Origin of the sequence: Halalkalibacillus sediminis (assembly GCF_002844535.1) — a bacterium.
Taxonomy (GTDB): Bacteria; Bacillota; Bacilli; order Bacillales; family Alkalibacillaceae; genus Halalkalibacillus_A; species Halalkalibacillus_A sediminis.
Map to the genome: position 1 here is coordinate 244531 of NZ_PJNH01000003.1, position 23088 is coordinate 267618.

The window sequence follows — 23088 nt, forward strand, 5'->3', positions numbered from 1 at the left end:
AAGCGTAAGCGCCCGGTTTGGAACGTAGGGACTGGAATTCAACAACTGAGATAAAGGAAACACTGTGAAGTATGAACTGATGTTGACTTATCGAAGGTTGATGAGTGAAGTCACCTAGTTTTGGGCGCTGTAACTAGACAATAATAAACCAAATTATACATTCTTGTCTTATTTAGAAAAGCGAGGGATAATTATGAAAAAAGTATTTGTATTAGCCGGTTCGGATACAAGTGGTGGCGCAGGAATCCAAGCCGACTTGAAAACTTATCAAGAAACTGGTGTATACGGTATGACTGCATTGACAACGATTGTAGCTCAAAATCCTGAAAAAGGCTGGGCACATGATGTATACCCAATAGATGTTGACACAGTTCAAGCACAAATACGAACAATATTAGACGGTGTCGGCGTTGATATAATGAAAACTGGAATGTTACCGACGACCGAAATTATCGAATTAGCTGCAGAAACAATCGATAAATATAATTTACCAGCAGTTGTAGATCCAGTATTAGCATGTAAAGGCCAAGACGAACCCCTTTATCCTGAGAATGCTAAGGCACTAAGGGAACTGTTAGTACCAAAAGCGTTAATTACTACACCAAATTTATTTGAAGCTGGACAACTAGCAGAAATGGATAACATCACAACGATTGAAGAAATGAAAGAAGCTTCCAGTAGAATCCACGAACTTGGCGCTAAGAACGTCATCGTCAAAGGCGGACATGAAGTGGAAGGCGATCAAGCAGTAGATGTGTTCTACGATGGTGAGGTTTATATTTTACTTGAGAATGAAATCATCGACACGAAATATACTCACGGTGCAGGTTGTACGTTCGCTTCTGCTATCACATCAGCATTAGTGAAAGGTCAATCTCCAATGAAATCCGTGGAATTCGCTAAAAACTTCATTACAAATGCGATTCAAGGTTCATGGAGACTCAATCAATATGTAGGTCCAGTCAACCAATATGAGAATCGATAAATTTTCAAAGGGTTTTTGCTGACATAGGCAAAAGCCCTTTTTATTTAATTGCGTTGCTTTCTGAAGTTGTACCATGATATACTGTTTATTAAATTCCGACTAAATAGGTATGAATAGTAAACTATCAAGAGGTGAAGCGACATGGGTCGTGAGTTTTTGAATATATTTGATGAATGGGCTGACTCTTATGATGACGCCGTGTATGGGAAAGATGATCAGTATCGGAAGGTGTTTGAACATTATGATCAAATCCTTCATACTGTCGCGAATAAAACAAGGGGCCGGACTGTTGAATTTGGTATAGGTACCGGGAATCTTACTTTCGTTCTTTTAAAACAAGGAGTTGATGTAATCGGTGTTGAGCCGAATGATAAAATGCGGCATATTGCACAAAATAGATTTCCTGAATTATCAATTTTGAATGGTGATTTTTTAACTAACAGTATCACTGGTCCAATCGACACAATCACTAGCACATATGCTTTTCATCACCTGACTGACGGTGAAAAATTACAAGCATTGAAGCAATACCATCCACTGCTGAGCGAAGATGGTCAAATTGTATTTGCTGACACGATATTTGAAGATCAATCTACTTTTGAAAAAATGATCATTGGAGCAAAAAATGAAGGATATAATGATTTAGCTGAAGATCTTCAGAGAGAGTACTATACGACTATTCCGAAGATGGCCACTCTATTTGATCAGGCAGGTTATTCAGTAAGTTTCGAGCGACTAAATGACTTCGTATGGTTAATTCATGCGAAAAGAAAATAAATAAATTATCATATAACAAAGCAAAATTCGAAGGGAGAATTTTATTATGGCGGAAAAAATGAATGTAGAAAGTTTTAACTTGGATCACACGAAGGTGAAGGCTCCATATGTGCGATTAGTAGGAATTACTGAAGGACAAAATGGCGATAAGATTCACAAATACGATATCCGCTTCAAGCAACCGAACCAGGAACACATGGAGATGGATGGCTTGCATTCGATTGAACATTTGATGGCTGAAAATATTCGTAACCATATGGAAAATGTCATTGACATCGGGCCGATGGGTTGTCAAACAGGTTTCTATTTAGCTGTGTTGAACCATGATGATTATGATGAAATTTTAAATGCGCTAGAAAAAACGCTTCATGACGTACTTCAAGCAGATGAAGTGCCAGCGTGTAATGAAGTTCAATGTGGTTGGGCAGCTAACCATAGCCTAGAAGGCGCTAAAGTAATAGCTCAAGAAATGCTCGATCGTAAAGACGAGTGGAAAGATGTGTTCGGAGAGGAAGCGTAAGCTATGGATTTTGTCACCAAGATTCAAGATTTGATTGGCAAAACACCATTGATGGAACTGAGAAACGTTGATGTTCCAAATGAATGTCGCATATTTGCAAAGTTAGAATTCATGAACCCAGGCGGAAGTGTGAAAGACCGCCTGGGGTTAGAATTATTAAGTGATGCTTTAACTTCTGGAAAACTTAAGCCCGGTGGTACCATCATCGAACCTACTGCTGGTAATACAGGGATCGGATTAGCCCTAGCTGCTGTCAATCAAGGATTTGAGGTCATCTTTGTTGTGCCTCAGAAATTCAGTATGGAAAAACAGACCTTGATGCGCGCACTTGGAGCAACCATCGTTAATACACCGACAGAAAATGGGATGAAAGGTGCAATTGAGAAGGCTAAAGAACTTGAAACAAAAACAGAAAACTCCTTCTCCCCTGCTCAATTCGCTAATCCAGCTAACCCAAATACTTATTACAAGACACTCGGCCCGGAATTGTATCATCAATTGGATGGAAAAATTGATGTATTCGTAGCAGGAGCTGGTACAGGGGGAACTTTCATGGGGACCTCTCGATACTTAAAGGAACAGAACCAGTCCATTCGAACAGTTATTGTTGAACCAGAAGGATCGATATTAAACGGCGGGGAATCCGGACCACATGCGACTGAAGGAATCGGTATGGAGTTTTTACCAGAATATATGGATACTTCATATTTTGATGGAATCCATACCATTTCGGATCAAACCGCATTCAAAAAGATTAAAACCTTAGCAAAAAAAGAAGGTTTGCTTGTTGCTAGTTCTTCTGGTGCAGCTTTTGAAGCTGCAATGTTAGAAGCTGAACAAGCACGTCCAGGAAGTCACATCGTTACTGTTTTCCCTGATAGTAGCGAACGTTATTTAAGTCAAAACATATATGAAGGATGGGAATAGATCATGCGCAAGAAAACACAAATGATACATGGCGGGATTTTCGGCGATGAAGCAACTGGAGCTGTATCCACTCCTATTTATCAAGTAAGTACTTATAAGCAAGACGGGATCGGAGGACTTCGCCAAGGATATGAGTATTCGCGTACAGCGAACCCTACTCGTCATGCACTTGAAGAATTAATTAAGGACATCGAGGGAGGAAAACGCGGATTTGCTTTCGGATCAGGTATGGCTGCGATCACTTCAGTTATGATGCTTTTCAATAGTGGCGATCATGTTGTTTTCACAGATGATGTCTATGGTGGAACCTATCGTGTCATGACGAACGTAATGAATCGTCTAGGAATCGATTCCACTTTCGTTGATACGAGTGATCAACATCAAGTTCGTTCCGCAATCCAACAAAATACGAAAGCAATCTTTTTGGAAACGCCGACTAACCCACTACTAAAGGTGACAGATATTCAAGCCATTTCTGATTTGGCAAAAGAAAACAACCTATTGACGATCGTAGATAATACATTCATCACACCTTATTTCCAAAACCCATTAAGTCATGGTGCAGATATCGTCCTCCATAGCGCAACGAAATATTTGGGCGGACATAGTGATGTGGTCGCTGGATTGGTCGTGGTCAATTCAGATCAATTAGGTGAGAATCTACATTTTGTCCAAAATTCCTCAGGAGCTATACTAGGGCCACAAGATTCATGGCTATTGATCCGAGGTATTAAAACTCTCGGGATACGTATGGAAGAGCATGAATCAAATACGAAACGTATCGTTGAATTTCTAGATCAACACGATAAAGTCGGGAAAGTCTTTTATCCAGGACTGGAATCACATATAGGTCACGAAAAAATGAAGCAACAATCAGCTGGTTTCGGAGCAATGATTTCATTTGATGTAGGAAGTGAAGAAAAAGCTGATCAATTGCTTTCGAAAATAAAGTATTTCACATTGGCTGAAAGTCTAGGTGCGGTCGAGAGCTTAATTTCCGTTCCAGCGAAAATGACACACGCTTCAATCCCTCGCGAACGCAGATTAGAACTAGGGATTGCTGATGGGTTAGTACGTGTTTCCGTTGGGATCGAAGATATTGAAGATTTGCTTGAAGACCTGGAACAAGCCCTTTCATAAGTTGCCTTTATAGGTAGCTTTTTCTTTTTTCATTGATGTAGTTGATGAAGTTCGTATAATCAGCAAAAACTTATAAGGAGTTTTATTGATAAAAATATGTATAATAATCCCCTTTTCTACTCATCTTAAACAGTGTAGATATTTCAAAGGAGGATTATTATGCATAATCAACAAAACCCGAATGACCAACTAAAGCAATCAGAATCTATGCCAACTAACCTTAGTCACGGTGCTCACGAAATTTTTGATGCACATGAAACGATCGGTACAGTCATTGGCGCCCTGGAACACTATAAAATGTATGAACAGAATATCCAGGACCAGCAATTACAAGGGATTCTGAACAATCAGTATCAATACTTAAATCAATTGTACAACACAATGATTGATGCGTACCAAACAGGTCAACGTCCATCACAACCGACGTCCATTTACAATATGGAAATCAGTAATGATGTCACTTATGGTTTGACACCATCTCAACCGAAACAACCAACTCAAAACCCAGCGCAGTTGAATGATGAAGCTTATTCTGGTTTCATGCTAGGCCATTTAAAAGCTTGTGCTACGGCATGTACGACAGCTGGCCTGGAAGCAACTAATCCAGTAATGCGTAGAGTATTCCAAGACAGTGTCCCTAACATCAGTGAAATGGCATATGAAGTCTTTCTTTACCAGAATGACAAAAACTATTATCAAGTGCCTCAATTCGATCAACAAACGACTAGCGATTTATTGAATAGCTACACTCAAACAACTCCAACACAAGGTCATTAATTCATAACGGACCGGACGTAACTTTAACGTCCGGTTTGTTTATTGTTACCCTTCCATATTAAGAAAGCCAGGCTCAGCGCCTGGCTTTTACTACTTATTGGAGTGTTGGTTTTCTTTTATTATATCTTTCAATTCCTGTATTTCTCTTCGGAGCTCAGATACTTCATTTTTTAGAAGGTCCTCATTCGCTCCACCGTTTTCCAATTCATCGACTTTTTCAAAGTTGTTGACAATGACCCCGACGAACAGGTTTAATACCACGAATGTTCCGATAAGAATAAATGTAACAAAGTAAACCCAACCCCAAGGCGCCTCCACGAGAATAGGTCTCATGACACCACTTGCCCATGATTCAAGAGTGATCATTTGGAATAAAGTAAGAGCCGTATCTTGTAACGTACCGAAGTATTCAGCATTAATATCTTTAAAAAGAATCGTTCCAATAACACTGAATATGTAAAATACAATAAATAGTAACAGCAAGATTGTCCCAAGTGATGGAAGAGTAAGCAATAAAGCATTAACTAGCTTCCTTAACGAAGGTATGACAGAAATCGTCCGGAACACCCTTAGCACTCTTAAAATACGGAGAACTGTCACGAAAGCTGAGCCTACAAAGACAAAACCTGCGGCGACAATAATGAAATCGAACACATTCCATCCGTCGCTAAAGAAGCTCTTAGTTGGCTGAGCGGCAACCAATTTCATGCCTATTTCAATCGCAAAAATCCACAAAATGATTTGATCCGCTAATAAAAACCATTCTGTGTAACGAGCATATAGATCTCCATATGTTTCTACACCAATCAATATGGCGTTGATTATAATTAATGTGATAATAAAATTTTGAAAAGCAGGGGTATAAACATACCTGTGTGCTTTATCACGAATATTGTTCATTAAAAATCCTCCAATATTATTTATCAATGACACGATTGATTTTATCACACAATAAGTCATTATAGCATTTCCGCTTAGTAGATTTTTGTTACAATTCATGATAAGATTTTAACAATAATAAAGGAAAGTTTTCTAGGGTTCCGCAGTGTGAGACTGGACTGGTCCGAGAGAAAACACATAGTCTTATAAACTATGACACGGAGGGACAAAAGCCCGGGAGATGTGAACGTTACATCTTTCGGGCTTTTTGTATGGAGGTTTTATCTAATGAATAAGGACTGGATAAAGGTATTCGTCGGAGCATTTTTTGAAGTGCTTTGGGTGATAGGGTTAAAACACTCTGATGATATTCTCGCCTGGGGCGGCACGGCTATTGCGATCTTCATCAGTTATTATTTAATGGTCATGGCTGGGCAGCATTTACCGATTGGAACGATCTATGCCGTTTTCGTAGGGCTGGGCACCAGTGGTACCGTTTTGGCTGAAATACTTTTTTTCGCTGAACCAGCAAATCCTTTGAAATTAACATTCATAGGACTGCTTTTAATTGGAGTTATCGGCTTAAAAATGGTGACGGATGAACAAAGTGGAGAGGATGATGATTCGTGCACTGGATAGCATTAATCTTCGCTGGTGTTTTCGAAATAATAGGTATTCTTTCAATTAATTGGCTTCACCTGAAGAAAAACTTTTCATCTTTCTTGATTATGGTTTCAGGATTCACAATAAGTTTTGCTCTTCTGTCCTATTCAATGACTGAACTTTCAATGAGTGTGGCTTATTCCATTTGGACAGGTATAGGGGCTTCAGGAAGTGCAATTATCGGGATGTTATTTTTTAATGAAAAAGCTACTTTTTTAAGAATTTTATTCATCTTCATTATCATTTCAGCCACTATGGGCTTGAAAATTATCGATTAAAGAGGTTAGAAAAATGCCAAAAAGAGTATGGTTATTAATTATTGGAATGGCGATTAATGTAACAGGCGCCTCATTCATTTGGCCACTGAATACGATTTACATGCACCATGAACTGGGAAAGTCTCTAGCATTTGCTGGAATGATTCTATTATTCAATCAAGGTGCTGCAATCATTGGGAACCTGGTCGGAGGCACACTATTTGACCGAATAGGCGGTTATCGAACAGTGTTGACAGGAGGAGTCATTACACTATTATCCGCCCTCACACTCACTCAATTTCATACCCTCCTCCCCTACTCCATTCTATTGGTCACCATGGGATTAGGATCAGGTATCATTTTCCCTGCTATGTATGCGATGGCTGCTTCAATTTGGCCTGATGGCGGAAGACGACCATTCAATGCCATCTATGTAGCTCAGAATCTCGGAGTTGCTTTAGGTGCTTCAATTGGAGGGTTCATAGCTTTCTATTCTTTTTCATACATATTTATTGCAAACGCTATTCTATTCTCAAGTTTCTTCTTGCTTGTATTGGTAAAATTCAAGCCTATGGATCAGAGGCAAGATTCAAAGGCTTATTCCACAGTGCTCAGCCAGGGGGTAGCCATAAAAGATAAACGAGCGTTTTCTTCTTTGATGATTCTAAGTGTCGGATTCTTCATATGTTGGATCGCTTATGTCCAGTGGCAAACGACGATTGCTGCATATACTCAGGATTTGGGCATTACAATAGATAAATATAGCTTGATCTGGACGATCAACGGCGTCTTAATCATTCTCGGGCAGCCTCTGGTGAAGTTCGTGACGAAATACGTAACTTCACCAAAATCGCAAATTCTTCTAGGGAATACGATATTCATATGTTCTTTTATTTACTTATTGCAAGCAGAGACTTTCGCGGACTTCGCTTTAGGGATGGTCATCTTAACACTAGGGGAAATATTCGTATGGCCAGCCGTACCAACCATTGCCGCAGGATTAGCCCCAAAAGGAAGAACAGGATTCTATCAAGGTATAATAAACAGTGTAGGCACAGGTGGGCGTATGCTCGGTCCCACTTTTGGCGGTCTGATGGCAGATAACCTGCCAATTCAAGTTTTGTTCATGACACTGATTTTCTTACTTTTGATTCCATATGTTTCAACCTGGCTATTAACTAGAGTTGAACCCGAACCTCAAAAAGGCGCATAAAGCGTCTTTTGTTTTTTTAAAAAAGGCATTCCCTGATTTTTCTAATAAATAGAATTTAATAGTTAACTGAAATACTCAAATATAGGTTTTCAACCCCTTTTTCACTTCTTACATACCTATCACTTCCCTTCTCCCCCAACGATTCTAGCAAATTTACAATCTCTTAACCGTATCTTTACACTAACTTTACAGACATATAGCCAAGTCCACCTTATGATGTAGTTGTAAGCAAAACAACACACAAAAACACAAGGGGGACATTTTCATGACTCGCAAAATGTCAAAATGGTTAATTATTTCTTTATTTGCATCTCTTCTTGTCGTATTAGCGGCATGCGGTGGAGATGATTCGACTGATGGAGACTCAGCAGAAGACTCAGAATCTAATGAAGAAACAGGTTCAAGTGAAGAAAGCTCTGAGGAACTTGAAGGAAGCGTTGTAATTGATGGATCAGGTACTGTTTATCCATTAATGGCACGTTTAGCTGAAGAATACATGATCAATGAACAACCGAACGTATCAGTTGAAGTAAGTCGCGCAGGTTCAAGTGCCGGATTTGAAAAATTTCTAGTAGAAGAAAATGGAACAGACTTCAATGATGCATCTCGTCCAATCAAACCAGAAGAACAAGAAAAAGCAGATGAACTTGGATTAGATGTTATGGAAATCAAAATGGCTTTAGACGGTCTATCCATTGTGGTAAACCCTGAAAATGATTGGGCAACTGAACTAACAGAAGAAGAAGTACTAGACATTTTCTTAGCTGACAGTGAAGTGGAAACTTGGGCAGACATCAACTCTGAATGGCCAGATGAAGAAATTCAAACTTATGGCCCGAACGAAAACCATGGAACTTACGAGTTTTTCTTTGAAAATATTCTAGAAGAACAAGATCTGAAAGAAGATGCGAACCTTCAGCAAGAATACTCAACGTTAGTACAACTTGTATCAGAAGATGTTAACGGAATCGGATTCTTCGGCTTCGGTTACTATGACAACAACAAAGATCAAGTCAAAGCAGTATCAATCGACTTCGGAGACGGTCCAGTTGAACCATCACTAGACACAATCGGTGAAGAAGGACCTTATCAGAACTTCACTCGACCTGTCTTCACATACTTGAATGTCGCTCATGCTGAAGAAAAACCTCAAGTATATGACTATGCTGAATACTTGATGAATGCTGTTAATGATTACGCTGGAGAAACTGGCTTCGCACCTATCCCAGAAGAAGAAGCACAGCAACAGCTGGAAGATATTAAAGAAATTAAATAAGTTCCAAAGTTTAAAAGGTTAAAAATCAATAAAGGTGAGGGTTTGAACCCTCATCTTATTGTAATGTTTTGAAGTGTTAGAGAGGAGGATCGATATGGCAGCGAACCACGAGTCGAAAAAACCAAACCCGAGTGTACGCAACATGATCGATCAAAATAAATCATCAAAAAACCTTTCCCAGCTCGTAGGCAAGCTCATGCCATTTATTCTCTTTGCGTTTGCAGCAGTTTCGATTCTTACGACCGTTGGGATCGTCTATACGTTAATTATGGAAACAATCGAATTTTTTAAACGAGTACCGTTTGCTGAGTTTTTTGGAAGTACAAAATTGAAACCGTTAAGTGCGGAACCTGAATTTGGTATTTTACCATTGATCAACGGGACCATTTTATCATCGCTTATAGCAATGTTGGTCGCAGGTCCATTTGGATTAATGGCTGCCATTTATTTAAGTGAATATGCGTCAGATAAGGTTCGGCGCACATTAAAACCATTATTAGAAGTCCTAGCGGGAATCCCGACGATTGTTTATGGGTTCTTCGCGTTTACATTTGTAACTCCAATTTTAAGAGCCATTTGGCCATCAATAGATGCAACAAATATTTTGAGTCCTGGTATCGTCATGGGGATCATGATTATTCCAATGATTGCCTCTCTGTCTGAAGATGCGATGAACTCTGTGCCGAATTCTATGCGTGAAGGAGCGCTAGCGCTAGGTGCAACCCGTTGGGAAACAACATTTAAAGTGGTAATGCCAGCCGCATTCTCTGGAATTGTCGCTTCTTTCGTTCTAGCAGTATCACGAGCCATTGGAGAAACGATGATCGTCACGATTGCGAGTGGAAGCACGAAGAATTTCACATTCGATATAACTGAGTCCATGCAAACGATGACCGCATATATCGTAGAAGTTACCAGCGGCGATGCAGCAGCTGGTACAGATATTTATTATTCGATCTACGCTGTCGGGATGACATTGTTTGTAATGACATTATTCATGAACCTACTCGCACGATACATCTCTCGTAAGTTCAGGGAGGAATACTAACATGAAATATATCGATCATGAACAAGTACAAAAACAAATGAAGAGCAGGGTTTTGTTAAATAAAATCCTCCAAAAAATCTTTTTCGGAGCGACCATATTTGGTCTGATTGTACTCGTCATATTGATTGCGAGAGTGCTCATTCAGGGTATCGGTTGGATTGATATGGATTTCTTAACAGGAAAGCTTTCAACTAGCGCTGACCGCGCAGGTATTATGGGGGCCATACTAGGAACCGTCTGGCTGATGATGGTTGTCATCCTATTTACTCTTGTAATCGGAATTGGGGCAGCGATTTATCTGGAGCTCTACGCGAAGAAAGGCAAAGTCCAAGAGTTGATCCAAACGAATATCGCGAACTTGGCAGGAGTGCCTTCCATTGTCTACGGAATACTTGGGTTAACAGTATTTGTGCGAGCGATGGATTTTGGGAACGTCGTGATCGCAGGGGGATTAACCCTATCACTCCTTGTCTTGCCCATTGTCATTGTCGCTTCACAAGAAGCCGTCCGAGCAGTTCCTCAGGAGTTGACCGAGGCCTCATACGGGATGGGTGCAACAAAGTGGCAAACCGTACAGAAAATTATCTTGCCAGCAGCAATACCTGGGATTTTAACTGGATCGATCCTAGCATTATCCAGAGCGATTGGAGAAACTGCTCCACTAGTCGTTATCGGAATCCCAGCACTATTGATTCCGTTCCCCGGAGGGTTGTTTGACACATTTACAGCTCTTCCAATGCAAGTATATTACTGGACACTCGATTCAGTTCTAACAGAAGAATACGCGAATCTTGCGGCTGCTACCATCATCGTATTGTTAATCATCTTGTTTATCTTGAATTCGGTTGCGATCTTCATCCGCAACAAATTCCAGCAGCGTTACTAAGGAGTGGTGAATATGTCTCAAACTACTGAGAAACTAGTTTACGAAACGAATGACTTGAATTTATGGTATGGCAACACACATGCGTTAAAAAATATTAACCTATCGATTCAAGAAAAAGAGATTACCGCGATCATCGGACCTTCTGGTTGCGGGAAATCCACCTTTTTAAAAACATTGAATCGGATGGTTGAACTTGTCCCTAGTGTGAAAACGAGCGGTGATATTAAATATCATGACGCGAATATATTGAATAAAAACTTCCGACCAGAAGATCTACGGACCAAAGTTGGAATGGTCTTCCAAAAACCGAACCCTTTCCCAAAATCGGTTTATGAAAATGTTGCATATGGACCGAAAATCCATGGCATCCGAAACAAAAAGCTTCTCGATGAAATCGTCGAGAAAAGCCTCCGTGATGCGTATATTTGGGATGAAGTGAAAGATCGCTTGAAAGAAAATGCTTATGGACTATCTGGCGGTCAACAACAACGACTGTGCATTGCACGGACTCTCGCAATCGAACCAGATGTCATTTTGATGGATGAACCAACATCTGCACTAGACCCGATCTCCACATTAAAGGTGGAAGAACTGGTTCAAAATCTAAAGAAAGATTACAGCATTATTATCGTCACACACAACATGCAGCAAGCAGCCAGAATCTCTGATAAAACTGCATTCTTCTTGAATGGGGAAGTCATCGAATTTGACGCTACAGAAACGTTATTTTCGAATCCTAGTGATCAGAGAACTGAAGATTATATTACAGGAAGATTCGGATAATATATAAAAGGGCGGTGCTCATGCATGGTAAGAGAAAATTTTGAAGAGAAGTTAAATCATTTGAATGAACAGGTCAAGAAAATGAGTGAGTTATCTAAAGATGCACTTAACCAATCATTAAAATCGTTAGAAACTCAAGACGTAGAAAAAGCTCAACAAATCATTGAAAACGACCCCAATATTAATGCCTTAGAAGATGAAATAAACGATATCGCGATTTGGTTGATCGCAAAAGAACAACCTGTCGCAAAAGACTTAAGAAGACTGGTGACAACATTAAAAATCACCAATGATATTGAACGCATTGGCGACTTAGCTGTAAATGTATCAAAATCAGTTATTCGAATTGGTGATGAGCAGTTAGATGTTGAAATGCAAGATATATTAAGCATGGGGTCAATTGTAGAAAAAATGATTGATGATGTAATAGATGCATTCGTTAACGAAGACGTTAACAAAGCATTCTCTATAGCAGATGTTGATGATCAAGTAGACCAACATTACGGTAAGACTGTTGAAAAAATGCTGAACCATATGGCTAAACATCCCGAACAGATCCCAAGCGTCACTCAATTAGCATTCATCAGTCGTTTTCTAGAGCGAGCGGCTGATCACACTACTAATATTTCAGAAGGAATCATTTATCTAGTAAAAGGAAAACACTTTGATTTAAATGCATAAGACATATGCGGGGTCCTTGCCAAAGGCAAGTTAACCTATATATCTTTGTCAGCTGATTTGCGCGACAACAAACCACGCTGACAATAGTTGTGCAACACAACTTACCCCCGAAGTGGCTCGGCCTTATGGTTGAGTCACTTCATTTTTTTAGATGAATTTCGCGGAAAATTGGATGCTCACCGAACAAATACTTGACTGTGTCGAAGTCGGATCGAGTACCTAGTCGGAACGTCTGTTGATACTCTTCATGACCTTTTCCTGTAATGACAATCCATGACCCATCATCCGCTTCTTCAATGGCTTGTTTGATGGCTTGCGTTCGATCTATAATTACTCGACCTTTTTGTTCAGGGTCTGACTGGACATACTTCTTTAATGTATTTTTCATTTCAGATTCTTTAACACCATTCAAATCATCTAGAGTTAAGACATATTTGTCACTTAGGGTACGAGAGTTTTCAAGCATCATTTCACGTTTACTTTCATCCCTTTTTCCTCTGAAGCCAAAAACATGGGTGATTTGATTTGCACTAGACTCTCTTGCAGTTTTAAGACAATGATAAATTCCATTAGCCGTATGGGCATAATCGATGACTACTACTTTATTTCCCGGGAAATCGACAGTTTCAAAGCGTCCAGGTAGGTTCGAGAAATTTCTCAATGCCTCTAAAGATTTATTTAAATCTAATCCTAACCCTTCACTCACCATCAAACTCATCGCCCCGTTAAATTGATTGTGGAGACCCGGCAACATTAGATCAAATGGTTTTCTCTCTTCATATTCCTTCAGCCACACTTGGTCGGTTTCATGCAAAACACAAGCATCGCAGAAAGAGTCAATTCCAACCGTTTTGACCTCTGCCCCCTCATTTAACAAACGTTCGTGAACCTTTTTACCCCAGTCATCATCAAAATTGACCACTGCTAATCCATCAGGTTTCATTTGTTTGAATAACTTATACTTCGTCTCAAAATATTCTTCTATGGAATTATGGTAGTCCAAATGCTCCCCTTCGAGATTTGTAAATAGACAAACATCGAACGGAATACCAGCTACTCGTGATTGATTCAAAGCATGGGAAGAAACTTCTAGGACAATGACTTCATCATCACTATTATATAAAAATTTATATAAATCGACTGCGCTCGGCGTCGTATTTCTACTTGGTAATGATTTTCCGTTGATTATATTTTGAATGGTTCCAATTATTCCAGTCTGATAACCATTAGCTTCAAAGATCGATTTCACCATATAAGTCGTGGTTGTCTTGCCATTTGTTCCAGTAACACCCACGATTTTTTTATTTTTAAAAGGATGGTGGTAGAATTGGCTAGCGATAACCCCCAATGCTGATTTGGTGTCTTTTGTCTGAAGATAAGGTACCTCCAAATTTGAAAGTTCTTCAACACCAAGGACAGCAACTGCTCCTCTAGAAATGGCTTCATCAATGAACTTATGACCATTTTCGGCGTAACCTTTGATTGCAACAAAAAGATAGCCTTCCTCGATATCCCTGGAGTCATGAGAAAGTCCTTTTATATCAATCTCCTTCAGATTACATCCATCTATATTTAAATATTCAATTCCTTGTAATACGTCTGCGATTTTCAAATGATGATCCTCCAATATTGTCCGCTTAATTATAGTTGGACATATTACAATTTTAATCCCTTAATACATGCCTTACAATGCAAATACCCAATTTAATATGAATGTAATGATAAAGGTTATTTTTTCATCTAATAGTCCCAAGAAAAAGAAGTCAATCAAGACCAAAGTACCAAGATTAATTCTCACATAATTTCTCTGCCATTCTCTTTAAAACATGGACCGTCTTAATACAATCACTCAGTGAGGACCATTCTTTAGGAGTATGGCTCAGACCCTCTTTGCTTCTAGTGAATAAAAGCCCTACTGGCACATGCTTACCTAGCATCATTGTGTCGTGGCCTGCCCCACTAGGTAGCTTGAATGGAGTTATACCCAACGTTTCTTCTACCGCTTCACTAGCTTTCTTCTGCATCTCACTTGATATTTCAAGAGGTGCGATACTCATGCTTTCATTTATTTCAACTTCTAGCTGATGTCCTTCTTCTATATCTTTTGCACATTGCTCAATCAGCTCGACTATGTCCTTTTTGTAATCATCCCTGATATCACGGACATCAACTGTCAGACGTACTTCACCGGGGATGACATTCACACCATTCGGTAGGACTTCTAGTTTTCCCACCGTCGCAACTCCTGATTCACTAATGAGTGGTGGAAAATCTTTGATTTTATTTATGAATTCGCTGGCAGCGACCAACGCGTCCTTTCGATCATCCATAGGGGTATTTCCCGCATGACCCGCTTCTCCTATGAATCTCACATTTAACCAAGAAGGACCTGCGATCCCTGTAACTACCCCCACAGGGAGTTCTTTTTTCTCAAGTCTCTTCCCTTGTTCAATATGAACTTCTAAAAATGCATCAATTTCATCTAGCTCACCCTTCGCTCCAACAAACCCTTCTGGAGTTAACCCTCGCTGATTCAGTACTTTTTCGAAAGGTTCATCATCAAAATCTACACGCTTCTTTTCTTCGTTTATATCAAGTTCACCAACAAAAGCCTGACTCCCTAGCATACCACCATTGAACCTGGCCCCTTCTTCGTCTGTGAAGCATACGACTTCAAAAGATTTTTCTGGCTGATAGCCAGATTCTTTCCATGCTGAAGCAACTTCAAGTGCGGCTAACACACCTAAAGGTCCATCGAAGTGACCGCCATTAGGTACGCTATCTAAGTGAGACCCAGACATGACGACTCTTTCAGGATTTTTTCCTTCAAATCGCCCAAAAACATTTCCAGCACCGTCCATCCTTACTTTTAAGCCCACTTCTTCCATCCATTTCATTAAAAGTTCTTTAGCATCCCATTCTTCCTTTGAAAATGACATTCGACGGCTACCACCGTCCTCAGTCCACCCAATCTTAGATAACAAATATAAACGCTCTGCTAAGCGTCTACCCTTGATTCCTTCTTTATCATTTTTCGAATCATAATCTTTAAGCAATTTCTCCTGAAATTTTTCAGGTGAATCATAAACTTTCATCACGCTTCCCACCTTTTCAATATGAAAATCGCCCAGTAAGGGTTTCCTTAACTGGACGATTATTATTCAATTGTTCTAGTCTGTTAGAACTTATTCAATAATACCTTTTTCTTTTAAGAACTCACGTGCAACTGTTTGGTGTTCATCCCCATCAATATCAACACGCGCGTTCATTTCTTGCATTTCTTCTTCAGAGATCTGTCCCGCTAATTCGTTGATCGCTTCCTTTAAACCAGGGTTCTCATCCAACGCTTCTTGTCGAACAAGTGGAACAGCATCGTATTTAGGGAAAAACCCTTGATCATCTTCAGTTGTTTCTAAATTATATCGTTCTATTCTTCCATCAGTTGTAAAGGCAGGGATTAAATCAACTTCTTGGCTTTCTAATGCTTCATACATGACATTTGCGTCTAAACTTTCTGTTTCGGTAAATTCGAAAGGATAAACTTCTAGCATCGCATCGTAACCATCACCTTCACGCTCATAAAAGGCATGTGGAGCCCCGAAAATCATATCTTCATTTTTCGAGGTTTCTACTAAGTCAGAATAAGTGTCAGCATCATATCCACTGTCGGGGTGGTATGCCAGAGTATATGTGTTTTCAAAACCTAATGGTTCTAACCAAGTGACATTGAACTCCTCTTCATAACCTTCCTTCACACGGTCGTAAACACTATCGGCAGATTCTCCTTCTTCCGCTTGTTCATTCAGTACCGCTTCTAATCCAGTTCCCGTATATTCAACGTAAACATCGATGTCACCATCATCAATTGCAGGTGTCAGAATTGCTACTTCACCAAGTCCTTCTTCGTACTGCACATCAAAGTCAGTGTTTTCTTCCAAGTGAATCCCGATAATATAAGGTAAGATATACTGCTCAGTCCAAGGCTTACCACCAATGGTTACTGTACCTCCAGATTCAGAATCTGAATCAGACCCTCCTCCAAGTACACCACAAGCACTAAGTAACCCAATTAATAATATAGCTGTAAATAATACTGCAATATTTTTTTTCATCTAAAATTCTCCCTTCATTCCCTTTAATTCAAGTTCCACTTTATTTGATCTGCATACCTTTCGGCGTAGACCTCTTTTCAAAAAACTTCAATACTAAATCGAATAAAATAGCTAAAATCGCTACAGGGATGGCACCTGCTAGTATCAAATGTTGATTATAAGATTGTAATCCACGGTAAATGACGTCACCTAGGCCGCCCGCACCAACAAAAGTCGCCAGCGTTGCTACACCCACGGTGAGTACAGTTGCCGTTCGAATACCAGCCATAATGAAAGGTAAGGCGAGCGGAAATTCAACACGCCACAAACGTTGACTTGTAGTCATCCCCATCGCACTGGCTGCTTCTATCATGGAACTATCGACACGCGAGATTCCTGTATATGTGTTTCGAACAATAGGTAGTAACGCATAGATCGTCAAAGCGATTAATGCGGTGTTTGTCCCAATTCCGATCATAGGGACTAAAAAGCCGAATAACGCTAAGCTTGGAATCGTTTGCAATATGGCCGTTACACCAATCATTGGTTCAGCTATCTTTTTAACACGTGCAATCCAAATACCTAAGGGTAAGGAAATCAGACACGCGATTGAGATGGCAATGAACGATAACCATAAGTGCTCGACAAAAGCAGTCTGTATCAGTTCTTGTCTACTTTCGACAACTTCAAGGAACTCCTTAACTGCGTCTATTAACTTATTGATGGAATCTTTGATACCACCGAAAAACTCATTCATGAATGATCACCTCTCTCACTTGCCAGAGCTTCAAGCAAACGGTCTTTAGTCAAATAACCCTTCACTCGCCCTTCTTGTGTGACTTTGACAGATTGGTAGTTCTTCTCAATAAAGTAAGGTATCAATTCATCAATTTGTGTCGAGTCATCCATCTCTACAGATTCTCCGTGATAACTTGAAATCAACCACTCTTCGTAATTCCTGATGGTCTGACTACTTGTTCTCATGAACCTAGTAATCCGTTCTTCACCTAGGAAGGACCTTATGAAATCAGAAGCAGGTTGTCTCAACACTTCTTCAGGGGTTCCAATTTGTTCAACTTCTCCCGAACGCAATATGACCACACGATCCGCAATTTTCAAGGCTTCATCCATGTCATGAGTCACGAATACAATAGTCTTCTTCAGACGGTGGTGAAGTTCCTTCAAATGGTCTTGTAACTGCTCTCTACTAATGGGGTCAAGCGCACTGAACGGCTCGTCCATCAAAATGATATTAGGGTTGCTTACAAGCGCGCGTGCCACACCTACTCGTTGTTGTTGTCCACCACTCAATTCAAGTGGATACCTATCTTTGAATACTTCAGGCTCAAGCTTTACCATCTCGAGCATCTCTTCAACTCGGTGGGTCCGTTTTTCCTTAGACCATCCAAGTAACTTGGGAACTACTGTAATGTTTTCTGCTATCGTCATGTGAGGAAATAATCCGATTTGCTGAATCACGTAACCAATCGAGCGTCTCAACTCAACGACATCTTTATCATAGATCGATTCTCCATCAATATGTATATCACCTGATGTTGGAGAAATTAACCGATTGATATGCTTTAATAATGTCGTTTTACCGCAGCCACTTGGTCCGATGATACAAGTCAATTCTCCGGCCTGGATATCTACATCGATTTCGCTCAATGCTGTCGTCCCATCCTCAAATTGCTTCGTTAATTGCTTGATTTCAATCAAATATGTTCACCTCTTTGTTTTAGGGGACACAGTATAGGGTAAAAGTCCAAAATATAAAATACCATTTCCCTACTTAAATATAATTCAAACAAAATTTTCACAAAACTTCCACTCATAGATGGTACAATTGATTCTAATAGATTGGTCCTATAAATTGATAATTCTATTAAAGATTAGAAAACACAAGGATGTAGCGTATGAGAAAAGAGAGCAAAAAAAGTTTCGCAGCTCGAACCATCAGTGGAGTAATTTCCATTTTTAAATGTCCAGTTTGCGGAAGTGAAATGAAAATTGAAGATTTATCAAAACTCGTTTGTGAGGAAAACCACCAGTTCGACCTCGCTAAACAAGGTTATTTGCATATGGTCCAACAACATAAAAAAACGAAATACAGTAAGGAGTTATTCGAATCCAGGCAAGATATATGTCAATCAGGCTTTTATGATGGGTTGATCGATGGGTTACATGAGGTGATTTATAAGTTACAAAACTCTAAGCAACCGTCCGTTATTTTAGATGCTGGTACTGGGGAAGGATCTCACCTCGTTCGTCTATCAGACCAATTAAATGAAGAAGTCAAACCTATCGGAATGGATATTGCTAAAGAGGGTATTCAAGTAGCAGCCCGTTCATATACCCAGGCTACTTGGATAGTTGCTGACCTTGCTAACATACCACTCCAACCACATTCAGTAGATTTCTTACTTAATATATTATCACCAGCAAATTATGACGAATTCAAGCGAGTGATGAATGAAGAAAGTAACTTGATTAAAGTGGTGCCAGGAGAGAAATATTTAGAAGAGTTACGAGCACAGGTCGGCCACGATGCATATTCCAACGAAAAGACAGTTGATCATTTGTCGGAGCATTTTACGCTTATAGAGCGAAAAACAGTCCATTATAAAGCTGAGATCAATCCCCAAATGTTCGAAAACCTGATAAAGATGACTCCTTTGACGTGGAACACAGACCCAGCTGATCTGAAGTACTGCGAAAGGATTACCGTTCATCTAGAGATATTAGTTTGTAAAAAGTGAATTTTACTCGCTTACTAGCAGATAGTTACGGATAAGCTCCTAATATATGTATCAATTGGGTATTACTATTTAATAAATTGCGCTTTTTTCATGAAATAACTACGGATAAAATTTGGTAAAAGTAAAATGGCGTAATTCAACCCATTAAATGTTTGGGTTTTGCATGTTTTTGGTGGAATAATGACGCAATTAACATGCAAATTTAAGACCATAAAAAAGAGCGCTTTAATAGCGCCCCTTATCATACGTCCAATTTTCTGAAAGTGATGATGAAGAATAATATAAAACTAACTAGCATCGTCGTACCACCCACGATGAAGTAAACCGTAACGAAAGCATCAGGTAAACCAAATGGTCTCACATAGTATACAAACATTCCAGTCGATAAACCAATTGCGCCAATGATCGAGGTCCACACATGCGTTGTGGCTAATTTCGTTCTCATCGGATGGAAGACTTTATAAAATACTGCCCAGGCGAAAAGGCTCAGCCAACCGACAACCAGGATATGAGCATGTACGGTACGGAATTCATACCCACCCGAACCTGCCATATGGGAACCTATAAATGCTCCGACTAAAGCAAATGCTGCGGCAACACGTATTAAGACTTTACTGTATGAGTTCATAAAAAAATATCCTCCTTGATTCAATGTAGCGTTACTATAAAAATAACACACTCCAAAGACTGTAGGTGAGGTAATGAGTAAACATTCTGTGAATGAAATGTGGGAAAACTTTTTAAAAACATTAAATGAGAGAAAAAGAGATCAAGCTACTTTTGAAGCATGGCCATTTGCGAATGATGCCGATACAGCCAAAGAGTTAGCAGAGTTAGTAAAAAAAGGGGACAAAACTGCCACATGCTCTCTATATCGTATGTATGAAATCGGGAACGAGCCTATTCCTACAAACGGTCAATATAATGTAATAACCGATTGGGATGGAAATGCAGAAGTTATTGTCCAAACGACAAAGGTGGATGTGATTCCATTCAACGAGGTTCCTAAAAGCTTTGCTTTCAAAGAAGGAGAAGGAGATAAGAGTTATGAGTATTGGCACCGAGTACATGTGGATTTTTTCACAAATGAACTCGAAGTTTTTAATGAGCAATTTCATGAAGACATGTTAGTCGTCTGCGAAGAATTTGAGGTGGTCTACCCCAAATAATTGGTATAAATTTTGTTGATTTTCTCTTCAAAAGGTTCCATTGGGACTACGCGAGCTTCCCGAACATACTCTTTTCCGTCCACAAACAGTAACACTACTGGTACAGTGAAAATCGAGAACCTGCCTGCAACATCAGGAACTTTATTGACATTGACTTGCTTCATTTCAACTTTTGGATAGCGCTCGATGACATTCTGAACTTGAGGCTGCAGCCCATGACAAACGCTACATCTCTCTCCAAAAATATAAAGCAATGCAAGGGGCTTGTCGTCAATCCATTGATCGATCTCCTCAACAGAATTAAAGTGATTTTCCATTTCAACACCTCCACCCTATACATTTCCCAACCTTAAGATATGCTACTCTTTTTATTGCGAAAAGACGTCCATGATTTGTATGACTGCAGGACCTAACAAGACAACGAAGATACACGGAAAAATAAAAATGACCAGAGGGAACAACATTTTGATCGGGGCCTTCATCGCCTCTTCTTCCGCACGTTGTTTACGGCGCTGGCGTACCTCTTCCGATTGGACCCGTAATATTTGTACCATTCCTACCCCGAGCTGCTCTGCCTGAATGATACTACCAATCAACAGCTTCACATCATCTACCTGAACTCTTTCACGAACGCCAGATAATGCTTCCTTTCGTGTCTTACCTAACTTTAATTCCTCTAAGCAACGCTGGAATTCTTCTGAAAGAACGCCAGATTGTTTCGAAACCACCTTACTCAAAGCAGAATCGAAGCCTAACCCCGCTTCCATACTAACAGCCATCAGATCGATGAAGTCGGGCAACTCTCTTACAGCTTGAGTACTTCGTTTAGCCGCCTTCATTTTTAAATAAACGTAAGGAAGATAAGCTGCCAAACCTGCCATCAATAAAACAATTAAGAAGGTTCTTCCGAACGATAGGTTTCCTAACCACGCTAATAGAAATCCTAGCATAGGAAATGCAACAAACAGAACTAGTTGTCCTACCCTATACTCAAATGGGGTCATTCCCATCGGATTACCTGCACGCAAAAGCTTGAGTTCCATCTTCTCTTGCTTCTGATCAGGCATGCTTCTCCTGAAACTTCGTTTAAATTGCTTCCATTTTGGCTGGACAAGCCTTTCCATTAAAGACGAGCGTTTATTTTCTAAAGGGTCATCTATTTCGTCTTCTTGGCCCATACCTTCAATTAAAAGACGTCTGCTTTGAACCTTAGATTTCCGCTCCCGCCAAAGTAGTACCATTCCTCCTAAGGTGAAAAACAAAGTCAAAATATATAGCATTGTTACCATGTATTCACACCTCGATCGTCGTAATTTTTTGGATGAAGATAAATCCTATGATTGACGAAATCCCAGCAAAGATTAATAGAGCAATACCAATAGGGGTCGTAAATAGAACCATCATATATTCCGGATTGACAAGGAACAATAATCCCGCAAGTACTGCAGGCAATGCTCCCACAACAACTCCAGACATACGACCTTGCGCTGTCAGGGTTTTAATCTGACCTTGGATTTTCACTCGTTCACGAATGGTATGGACGATTTTCTCAAGTACAATCGCTAAGTTTCCTCCGACTTGACGTTGAATGACAATCGCTTGGATCATTAAGTCCAAATCTTCACTTGGCACTCGGTCTTTCATTCGGTTTAAAGATTCTTCTAAAGACGAACCGTACTGCATCTCTTTCAACAATTGCTGAACTTCTTCTCTTACTGGCGAAGGTGCTTCCCTCTCCACATTCTGTAAAGCTTGAGCAAAGCTGAACCCCGCGCGCAGTGCACTGACAATCGAAGAGATCATTTCCGACAAATGATCATTAAATTTATCGATTCGCTTCTTCCTTCTATGAGCGACAACAACTTTTGGAATGATGAAACCTATAATAGCTCCGATGATCAATACCGGCCACTGTTCCACGAACAAATATAATATCCCTGCAGTAAGAGCTATTGAAATCCACTGGAACATAATAAACTCTTCAGGGCTGATGGGCATTCCAGCTTGATGAAGTTTCATCTCGATCTTAGAAGCTTTATCTTTTTTTCGAAGGTTTTTACGAATTCTTTCCTTTGCTAGTCTGAATTCAACAACAGGCTTCATCTTCTCTTTTGATTCAGGGGTATGTTCTTCTTCGAAAATATATTGCTGGACCCTTTTCTTCATCTGTTTGTTCTTAAAAAATAGCGCGTTGAATACAGCTAGAAAAAATAGAATAGAGGTCACAAATACTAATAATAAAACCAACCCACTCATC

26 protein-coding genes and 1 riboswitch are annotated in these 23088 nt (G+C 39.8%); of the genes, 16 read left to right on the forward strand and 10 right to left on the reverse strand.

All coding sequences use genetic code 11. The features are described from left to right. The first annotated feature begins 187 nt into the window (after positions 1–187). From pdxK to CEY16_RS10935, 6 genes are all read left to right on the forward strand, one after another. The gene (gene pdxK / locus CEY16_RS10910) at positions 188–985 is read left to right on the forward strand and encodes a pyridoxine/pyridoxal/pyridoxamine kinase (RefSeq protein WP_420795535.1); all 798 of its coding nucleotides are present in this window, start codon (positions 188–190) and stop codon (positions 983–985) included. A 141-nt stretch (positions 986–1126) separates the two neighbouring features. Beyond that, positions 1127–1762, forward strand: a complete 636-nt coding sequence (locus CEY16_RS10915) for a class I SAM-dependent methyltransferase (protein WP_101332069.1) — start codon at positions 1127–1129, stop codon at positions 1760–1762. 46 nt (positions 1763–1808) lie between these two features. Then, on the forward strand, positions 1809–2282 hold the full coding sequence (locus tag CEY16_RS10920; RefSeq protein WP_101332070.1) for an S-ribosylhomocysteine lyase: 474 nt from the start codon (positions 1809–1811) through the stop codon (positions 2280–2282). Between the two features lie 3 nt (positions 2283–2285). Then, the gene (locus CEY16_RS10925; protein ID WP_101332071.1) at positions 2286–3209 is read left to right on the forward strand and encodes a PLP-dependent cysteine synthase family protein; all 924 of its coding nucleotides are present in this window, start codon (positions 2286–2288) and stop codon (positions 3207–3209) included. Between the two features lie 3 nt (positions 3210–3212). Beyond that, a complete protein-coding gene (locus CEY16_RS10930) occupies positions 3213–4349 on the forward strand; it encodes a bifunctional cystathionine gamma-lyase/homocysteine desulfhydrase (RefSeq protein ID WP_101332072.1) in 1137 nt (378 codons plus the stop codon). Positions 4350–4508: 159 nt separating this feature from the next. Further along, positions 4509–5126 carry a spore coat protein gene (locus CEY16_RS10935; RefSeq protein ID WP_101332073.1) on the forward strand — a complete coding sequence of 206 codons (618 nt, stop codon included), beginning with the start codon at positions 4509–4511 and terminating at the stop codon, positions 5124–5126. 90 nt (positions 5127–5216) lie between these two features. Here the strand turns inward: CEY16_RS10935 and CEY16_RS10940 are convergent, their stop codons facing one another. Then, a complete protein-coding gene (locus CEY16_RS10940; RefSeq protein ID WP_101332074.1) occupies positions 5217–6026 on the reverse strand; it encodes an ion transporter in 810 nt (269 codons plus the stop codon). A gap of 121 nt (positions 6027–6147) precedes the next feature. Continuing rightward, positions 6148–6248: riboswitch (guanidine-I (ykkC/yxkD leader) on the forward strand. Positions 6249–6293: 45 nt separating this feature from the next. Here CEY16_RS10940 and CEY16_RS10945 point away from each other — a divergent pair. The 8 genes from CEY16_RS10945 to phoU all read left to right on the forward strand — a co-directional run bounded on the left by CEY16_RS10945 (position 6294) and on the right by phoU (position 12812). After that, positions 6294–6644 (forward strand): DMT family transporter, encoded by a 351-nt coding sequence (locus tag CEY16_RS10945; RefSeq protein ID WP_101332075.1) that lies wholly within the window; start codon positions 6294–6296, stop codon positions 6642–6644. Then, positions 6632–6946 carry a DMT family transporter gene (locus tag CEY16_RS10950; RefSeq protein WP_101332076.1) on the forward strand — a complete coding sequence of 105 codons (315 nt, stop codon included), beginning with the start codon at positions 6632–6634 and terminating at the stop codon, positions 6944–6946. The genes CEY16_RS10945 and CEY16_RS10950 overlap by 13 nt, the downstream gene beginning before the upstream one ends. 13 nt (positions 6947–6959) lie before the next feature. After that, positions 6960–8138 (forward strand): MDR family MFS transporter, encoded by a 1179-nt coding sequence (locus CEY16_RS10955; protein WP_101332077.1) that lies wholly within the window; start codon positions 6960–6962, stop codon positions 8136–8138. A gap of 265 nt (positions 8139–8403) precedes the next feature. Beyond that, positions 8404–9414, forward strand: coding sequence for a PstS family phosphate ABC transporter substrate-binding protein (locus CEY16_RS10960; RefSeq protein WP_238378834.1), 1011 nt, complete (start codon positions 8404–8406; stop codon positions 9412–9414). Between the two features lie 94 nt (positions 9415–9508). Beyond that, complete coding sequence (gene pstC / locus CEY16_RS10965) at positions 9509–10462, forward strand: phosphate ABC transporter permease subunit PstC (RefSeq protein WP_101332078.1); 954 nt, start codon at positions 9509–9511, stop codon at positions 10460–10462. A gap of 1 nt (position 10463) precedes the next feature. Continuing rightward, complete coding sequence (gene pstA, locus CEY16_RS10970; RefSeq protein WP_101332079.1) at positions 10464–11348, forward strand: phosphate ABC transporter permease PstA; 885 nt, start codon at positions 10464–10466, stop codon at positions 11346–11348. A gap of 12 nt (positions 11349–11360) precedes the next feature. Next, positions 11361–12131 carry a phosphate ABC transporter ATP-binding protein PstB gene (gene pstB / locus CEY16_RS10975; RefSeq protein ID WP_101332080.1) on the forward strand — a complete coding sequence of 257 codons (771 nt, stop codon included), beginning with the start codon at positions 11361–11363 and terminating at the stop codon, positions 12129–12131. 24 nt (positions 12132–12155) lie between these two features. Next, complete coding sequence (phoU, locus tag CEY16_RS10980; protein WP_101332081.1) at positions 12156–12812, forward strand: phosphate signaling complex protein PhoU; 657 nt, start codon at positions 12156–12158, stop codon at positions 12810–12812. 139 nt (positions 12813–12951) lie between these two features. Here phoU and CEY16_RS10985 read toward each other — a convergent pair whose 3' ends face one another. The 5 genes from CEY16_RS10985 to CEY16_RS11005 form a co-directional block, all read right to left on the reverse strand. Beyond that, the gene (locus CEY16_RS10985; RefSeq protein WP_162297921.1) at positions 12952–14424 is read right to left on the reverse strand and encodes a UDP-N-acetylmuramoyl-L-alanyl-D-glutamate--2,6-diaminopimelate ligase; all 1473 of its coding nucleotides are present in this window, start codon (positions 14422–14424) and stop codon (positions 12952–12954) included. Positions 14425–14599: 175 nt separating this feature from the next. Then, complete coding sequence (locus tag CEY16_RS10990) at positions 14600–15907, reverse strand: M20 family metallo-hydrolase (RefSeq protein WP_101332083.1); 1308 nt, start codon at positions 15905–15907, stop codon at positions 14600–14602. Positions 15908–15997: 90 nt separating this feature from the next. Next, positions 15998–16924: an ABC transporter substrate-binding protein gene (locus CEY16_RS10995; RefSeq protein ID WP_101332084.1), complete on the reverse strand. Its 927-nt coding sequence runs from the start codon at positions 16922–16924 to the stop codon at positions 15998–16000. A gap of 40 nt (positions 16925–16964) precedes the next feature. Continuing rightward, positions 16965–17660, reverse strand: a complete 696-nt coding sequence (locus tag CEY16_RS11000; RefSeq protein ID WP_101332085.1) for an ABC transporter permease — start codon at positions 17658–17660, stop codon at positions 16965–16967. After that, on the reverse strand, positions 17657–18622 hold the full coding sequence (locus CEY16_RS11005; RefSeq protein WP_101332086.1) for an ABC transporter ATP-binding protein: 966 nt from the start codon (positions 18620–18622) through the stop codon (positions 17657–17659). The genes CEY16_RS11000 and CEY16_RS11005 overlap by 4 nt, the downstream gene beginning before the upstream one ends. A gap of 197 nt (positions 18623–18819) precedes the next feature. On the opposite strand from CEY16_RS11005, the gene CEY16_RS11010 reads away from it, so the two are divergent. Then, complete coding sequence (locus tag CEY16_RS11010; protein WP_101332087.1) at positions 18820–19662, forward strand: putative RNA methyltransferase; 843 nt, start codon at positions 18820–18822, stop codon at positions 19660–19662. Positions 19663–19903: 241 nt separating this feature from the next. Here the strand turns inward: CEY16_RS11010 and CEY16_RS11015 are convergent, their stop codons facing one another. Beyond that, on the reverse strand, positions 19904–20290 hold the full coding sequence (locus CEY16_RS11015; protein ID WP_101332088.1) for a hypothetical protein: 387 nt from the start codon (positions 20288–20290) through the stop codon (positions 19904–19906). A gap of 73 nt (positions 20291–20363) precedes the next feature. Between CEY16_RS11015 and CEY16_RS11020 the strand changes: the two genes are divergently transcribed. Then, on the forward strand, positions 20364–20831 hold the full coding sequence (locus CEY16_RS11020; protein ID WP_101332089.1) for an ASCH domain-containing protein: 468 nt from the start codon (positions 20364–20366) through the stop codon (positions 20829–20831). On the opposite strand, the gene CEY16_RS11025 is transcribed toward CEY16_RS11020, so the two are convergent. The 3 genes from CEY16_RS11025 to CEY16_RS11035 are packed head-to-tail and all read right to left on the reverse strand — an operon-like array spanning position 20819 to position 23087. Continuing rightward, on the reverse strand, positions 20819–21148 hold the full coding sequence (locus CEY16_RS11025; protein ID WP_101332090.1) for a thioredoxin family protein: 330 nt from the start codon (positions 21146–21148) through the stop codon (positions 20819–20821). The genes CEY16_RS11020 and CEY16_RS11025 overlap by 13 nt on opposite strands. 51 nt (positions 21149–21199) lie before the next feature. Next, on the reverse strand, positions 21200–22120 hold the full coding sequence (locus tag CEY16_RS11030; protein ID WP_101332091.1) for a type II secretion system F family protein: 921 nt from the start codon (positions 22118–22120) through the stop codon (positions 21200–21202). A 4-nt stretch (positions 22121–22124) separates the two neighbouring features. Next, positions 22125–23087 carry a type II secretion system F family protein gene (locus tag CEY16_RS11035; protein WP_101332092.1) on the reverse strand — a complete coding sequence of 321 codons (963 nt, stop codon included), beginning with the start codon at positions 23085–23087 and terminating at the stop codon, positions 22125–22127. Position 23088: the final 1 nt, after the last annotated feature.

Bases quoted from the DNA above. Each gene is read 5' to 3' on its own strand.
- pstC (WP_101332078.1), top strand. From the start codon at position 9,509: ATGGCAGCGAACCACGAGTCGAAAAAACCAAACCCGAGTGTACGCAAC.
- CEY16_RS10915 (WP_101332069.1), top strand. From the start codon at position 1,127: ATGGGTCGTGAGTTTTTGAATATATTTGATGAATGGGCTGACTCTTAT.
- CEY16_RS11030 (WP_101332091.1), bottom strand. From the start codon at position 22,120: ATGGTAACAATGCTATATATTTTGACTTTGTTTTTCACCTTAGGAGGA.
- CEY16_RS10925 (WP_101332071.1), top strand. From the start codon at position 2,286: ATGGATTTTGTCACCAAGATTCAAGATTTGATTGGCAAAACACCATTG.
- CEY16_RS10990 (WP_101332083.1), bottom strand. From the start codon at position 15,907: ATGAAAGTTTATGATTCACCTGAAAAATTTCAGGAGAAATTGCTTAAA.
- CEY16_RS10920 (WP_101332070.1), top strand. From the start codon at position 1,809: ATGGCGGAAAAAATGAATGTAGAAAGTTTTAACTTGGATCACACGAAG.
- CEY16_RS11025 (WP_101332090.1), bottom strand. From the start codon at position 21,148: ATGGAAAATCACTTTAATTCTGTTGAGGAGATCGATCAATGGATTGAC.
- CEY16_RS11010 (WP_101332087.1), top strand. From the start codon at position 18,820: ATGAGAAAAGAGAGCAAAAAAAGTTTCGCAGCTCGAACCATCAGTGGA.
- CEY16_RS10960 (WP_238378834.1), top strand. From the start codon at position 8,404: ATGACTCGCAAAATGTCAAAATGGTTAATTATTTCTTTATTTGCATCT.
- CEY16_RS10955 (WP_101332077.1), top strand. From the start codon at position 6,960: ATGCCAAAAAGAGTATGGTTATTAATTATTGGAATGGCGATTAATGTA.
- pstA (WP_101332079.1), top strand. From the start codon at position 10,464: ATGAAATATATCGATCATGAACAAGTACAAAAACAAATGAAGAGCAGG.
- CEY16_RS10935 (WP_101332073.1), top strand. From the start codon at position 4,509: ATGCATAATCAACAAAACCCGAATGACCAACTAAAGCAATCAGAATCT.
- CEY16_RS11015 (WP_101332088.1), bottom strand. From the start codon at position 20,290: ATGAACTCATACAGTAAAGTCTTAATACGTGTTGCCGCAGCATTTGCT.
- CEY16_RS11000 (WP_101332085.1), bottom strand. From the start codon at position 17,660: ATGAATGAGTTTTTCGGTGGTATCAAAGATTCCATCAATAAGTTAATA.
- CEY16_RS10930 (WP_101332072.1), top strand. From the start codon at position 3,213: ATGCGCAAGAAAACACAAATGATACATGGCGGGATTTTCGGCGATGAA.
- CEY16_RS10945 (WP_101332075.1), top strand. From the start codon at position 6,294: ATGAATAAGGACTGGATAAAGGTATTCGTCGGAGCATTTTTTGAAGTG.
- CEY16_RS10940 (WP_101332074.1), bottom strand. From the start codon at position 6,026: ATGAACAATATTCGTGATAAAGCACACAGGTATGTTTATACCCCTGCT.
- CEY16_RS11020 (WP_101332089.1), top strand. From the start codon at position 20,364: ATGAGTAAACATTCTGTGAATGAAATGTGGGAAAACTTTTTAAAAACA.
- CEY16_RS11035 (WP_101332092.1), bottom strand. From the start codon at position 23,087: ATGAGTGGGTTGGTTTTATTATTAGTATTTGTGACCTCTATTCTATTT.
- phoU (WP_101332081.1), top strand. From the start codon at position 12,156: ATGGTAAGAGAAAATTTTGAAGAGAAGTTAAATCATTTGAATGAACAG.
- pstB (WP_101332080.1), top strand. From the start codon at position 11,361: ATGTCTCAAACTACTGAGAAACTAGTTTACGAAACGAATGACTTGAAT.
- CEY16_RS10995 (WP_101332084.1), bottom strand. From the start codon at position 16,924: ATGAAAAAAAATATTGCAGTATTATTTACAGCTATATTATTAATTGGG.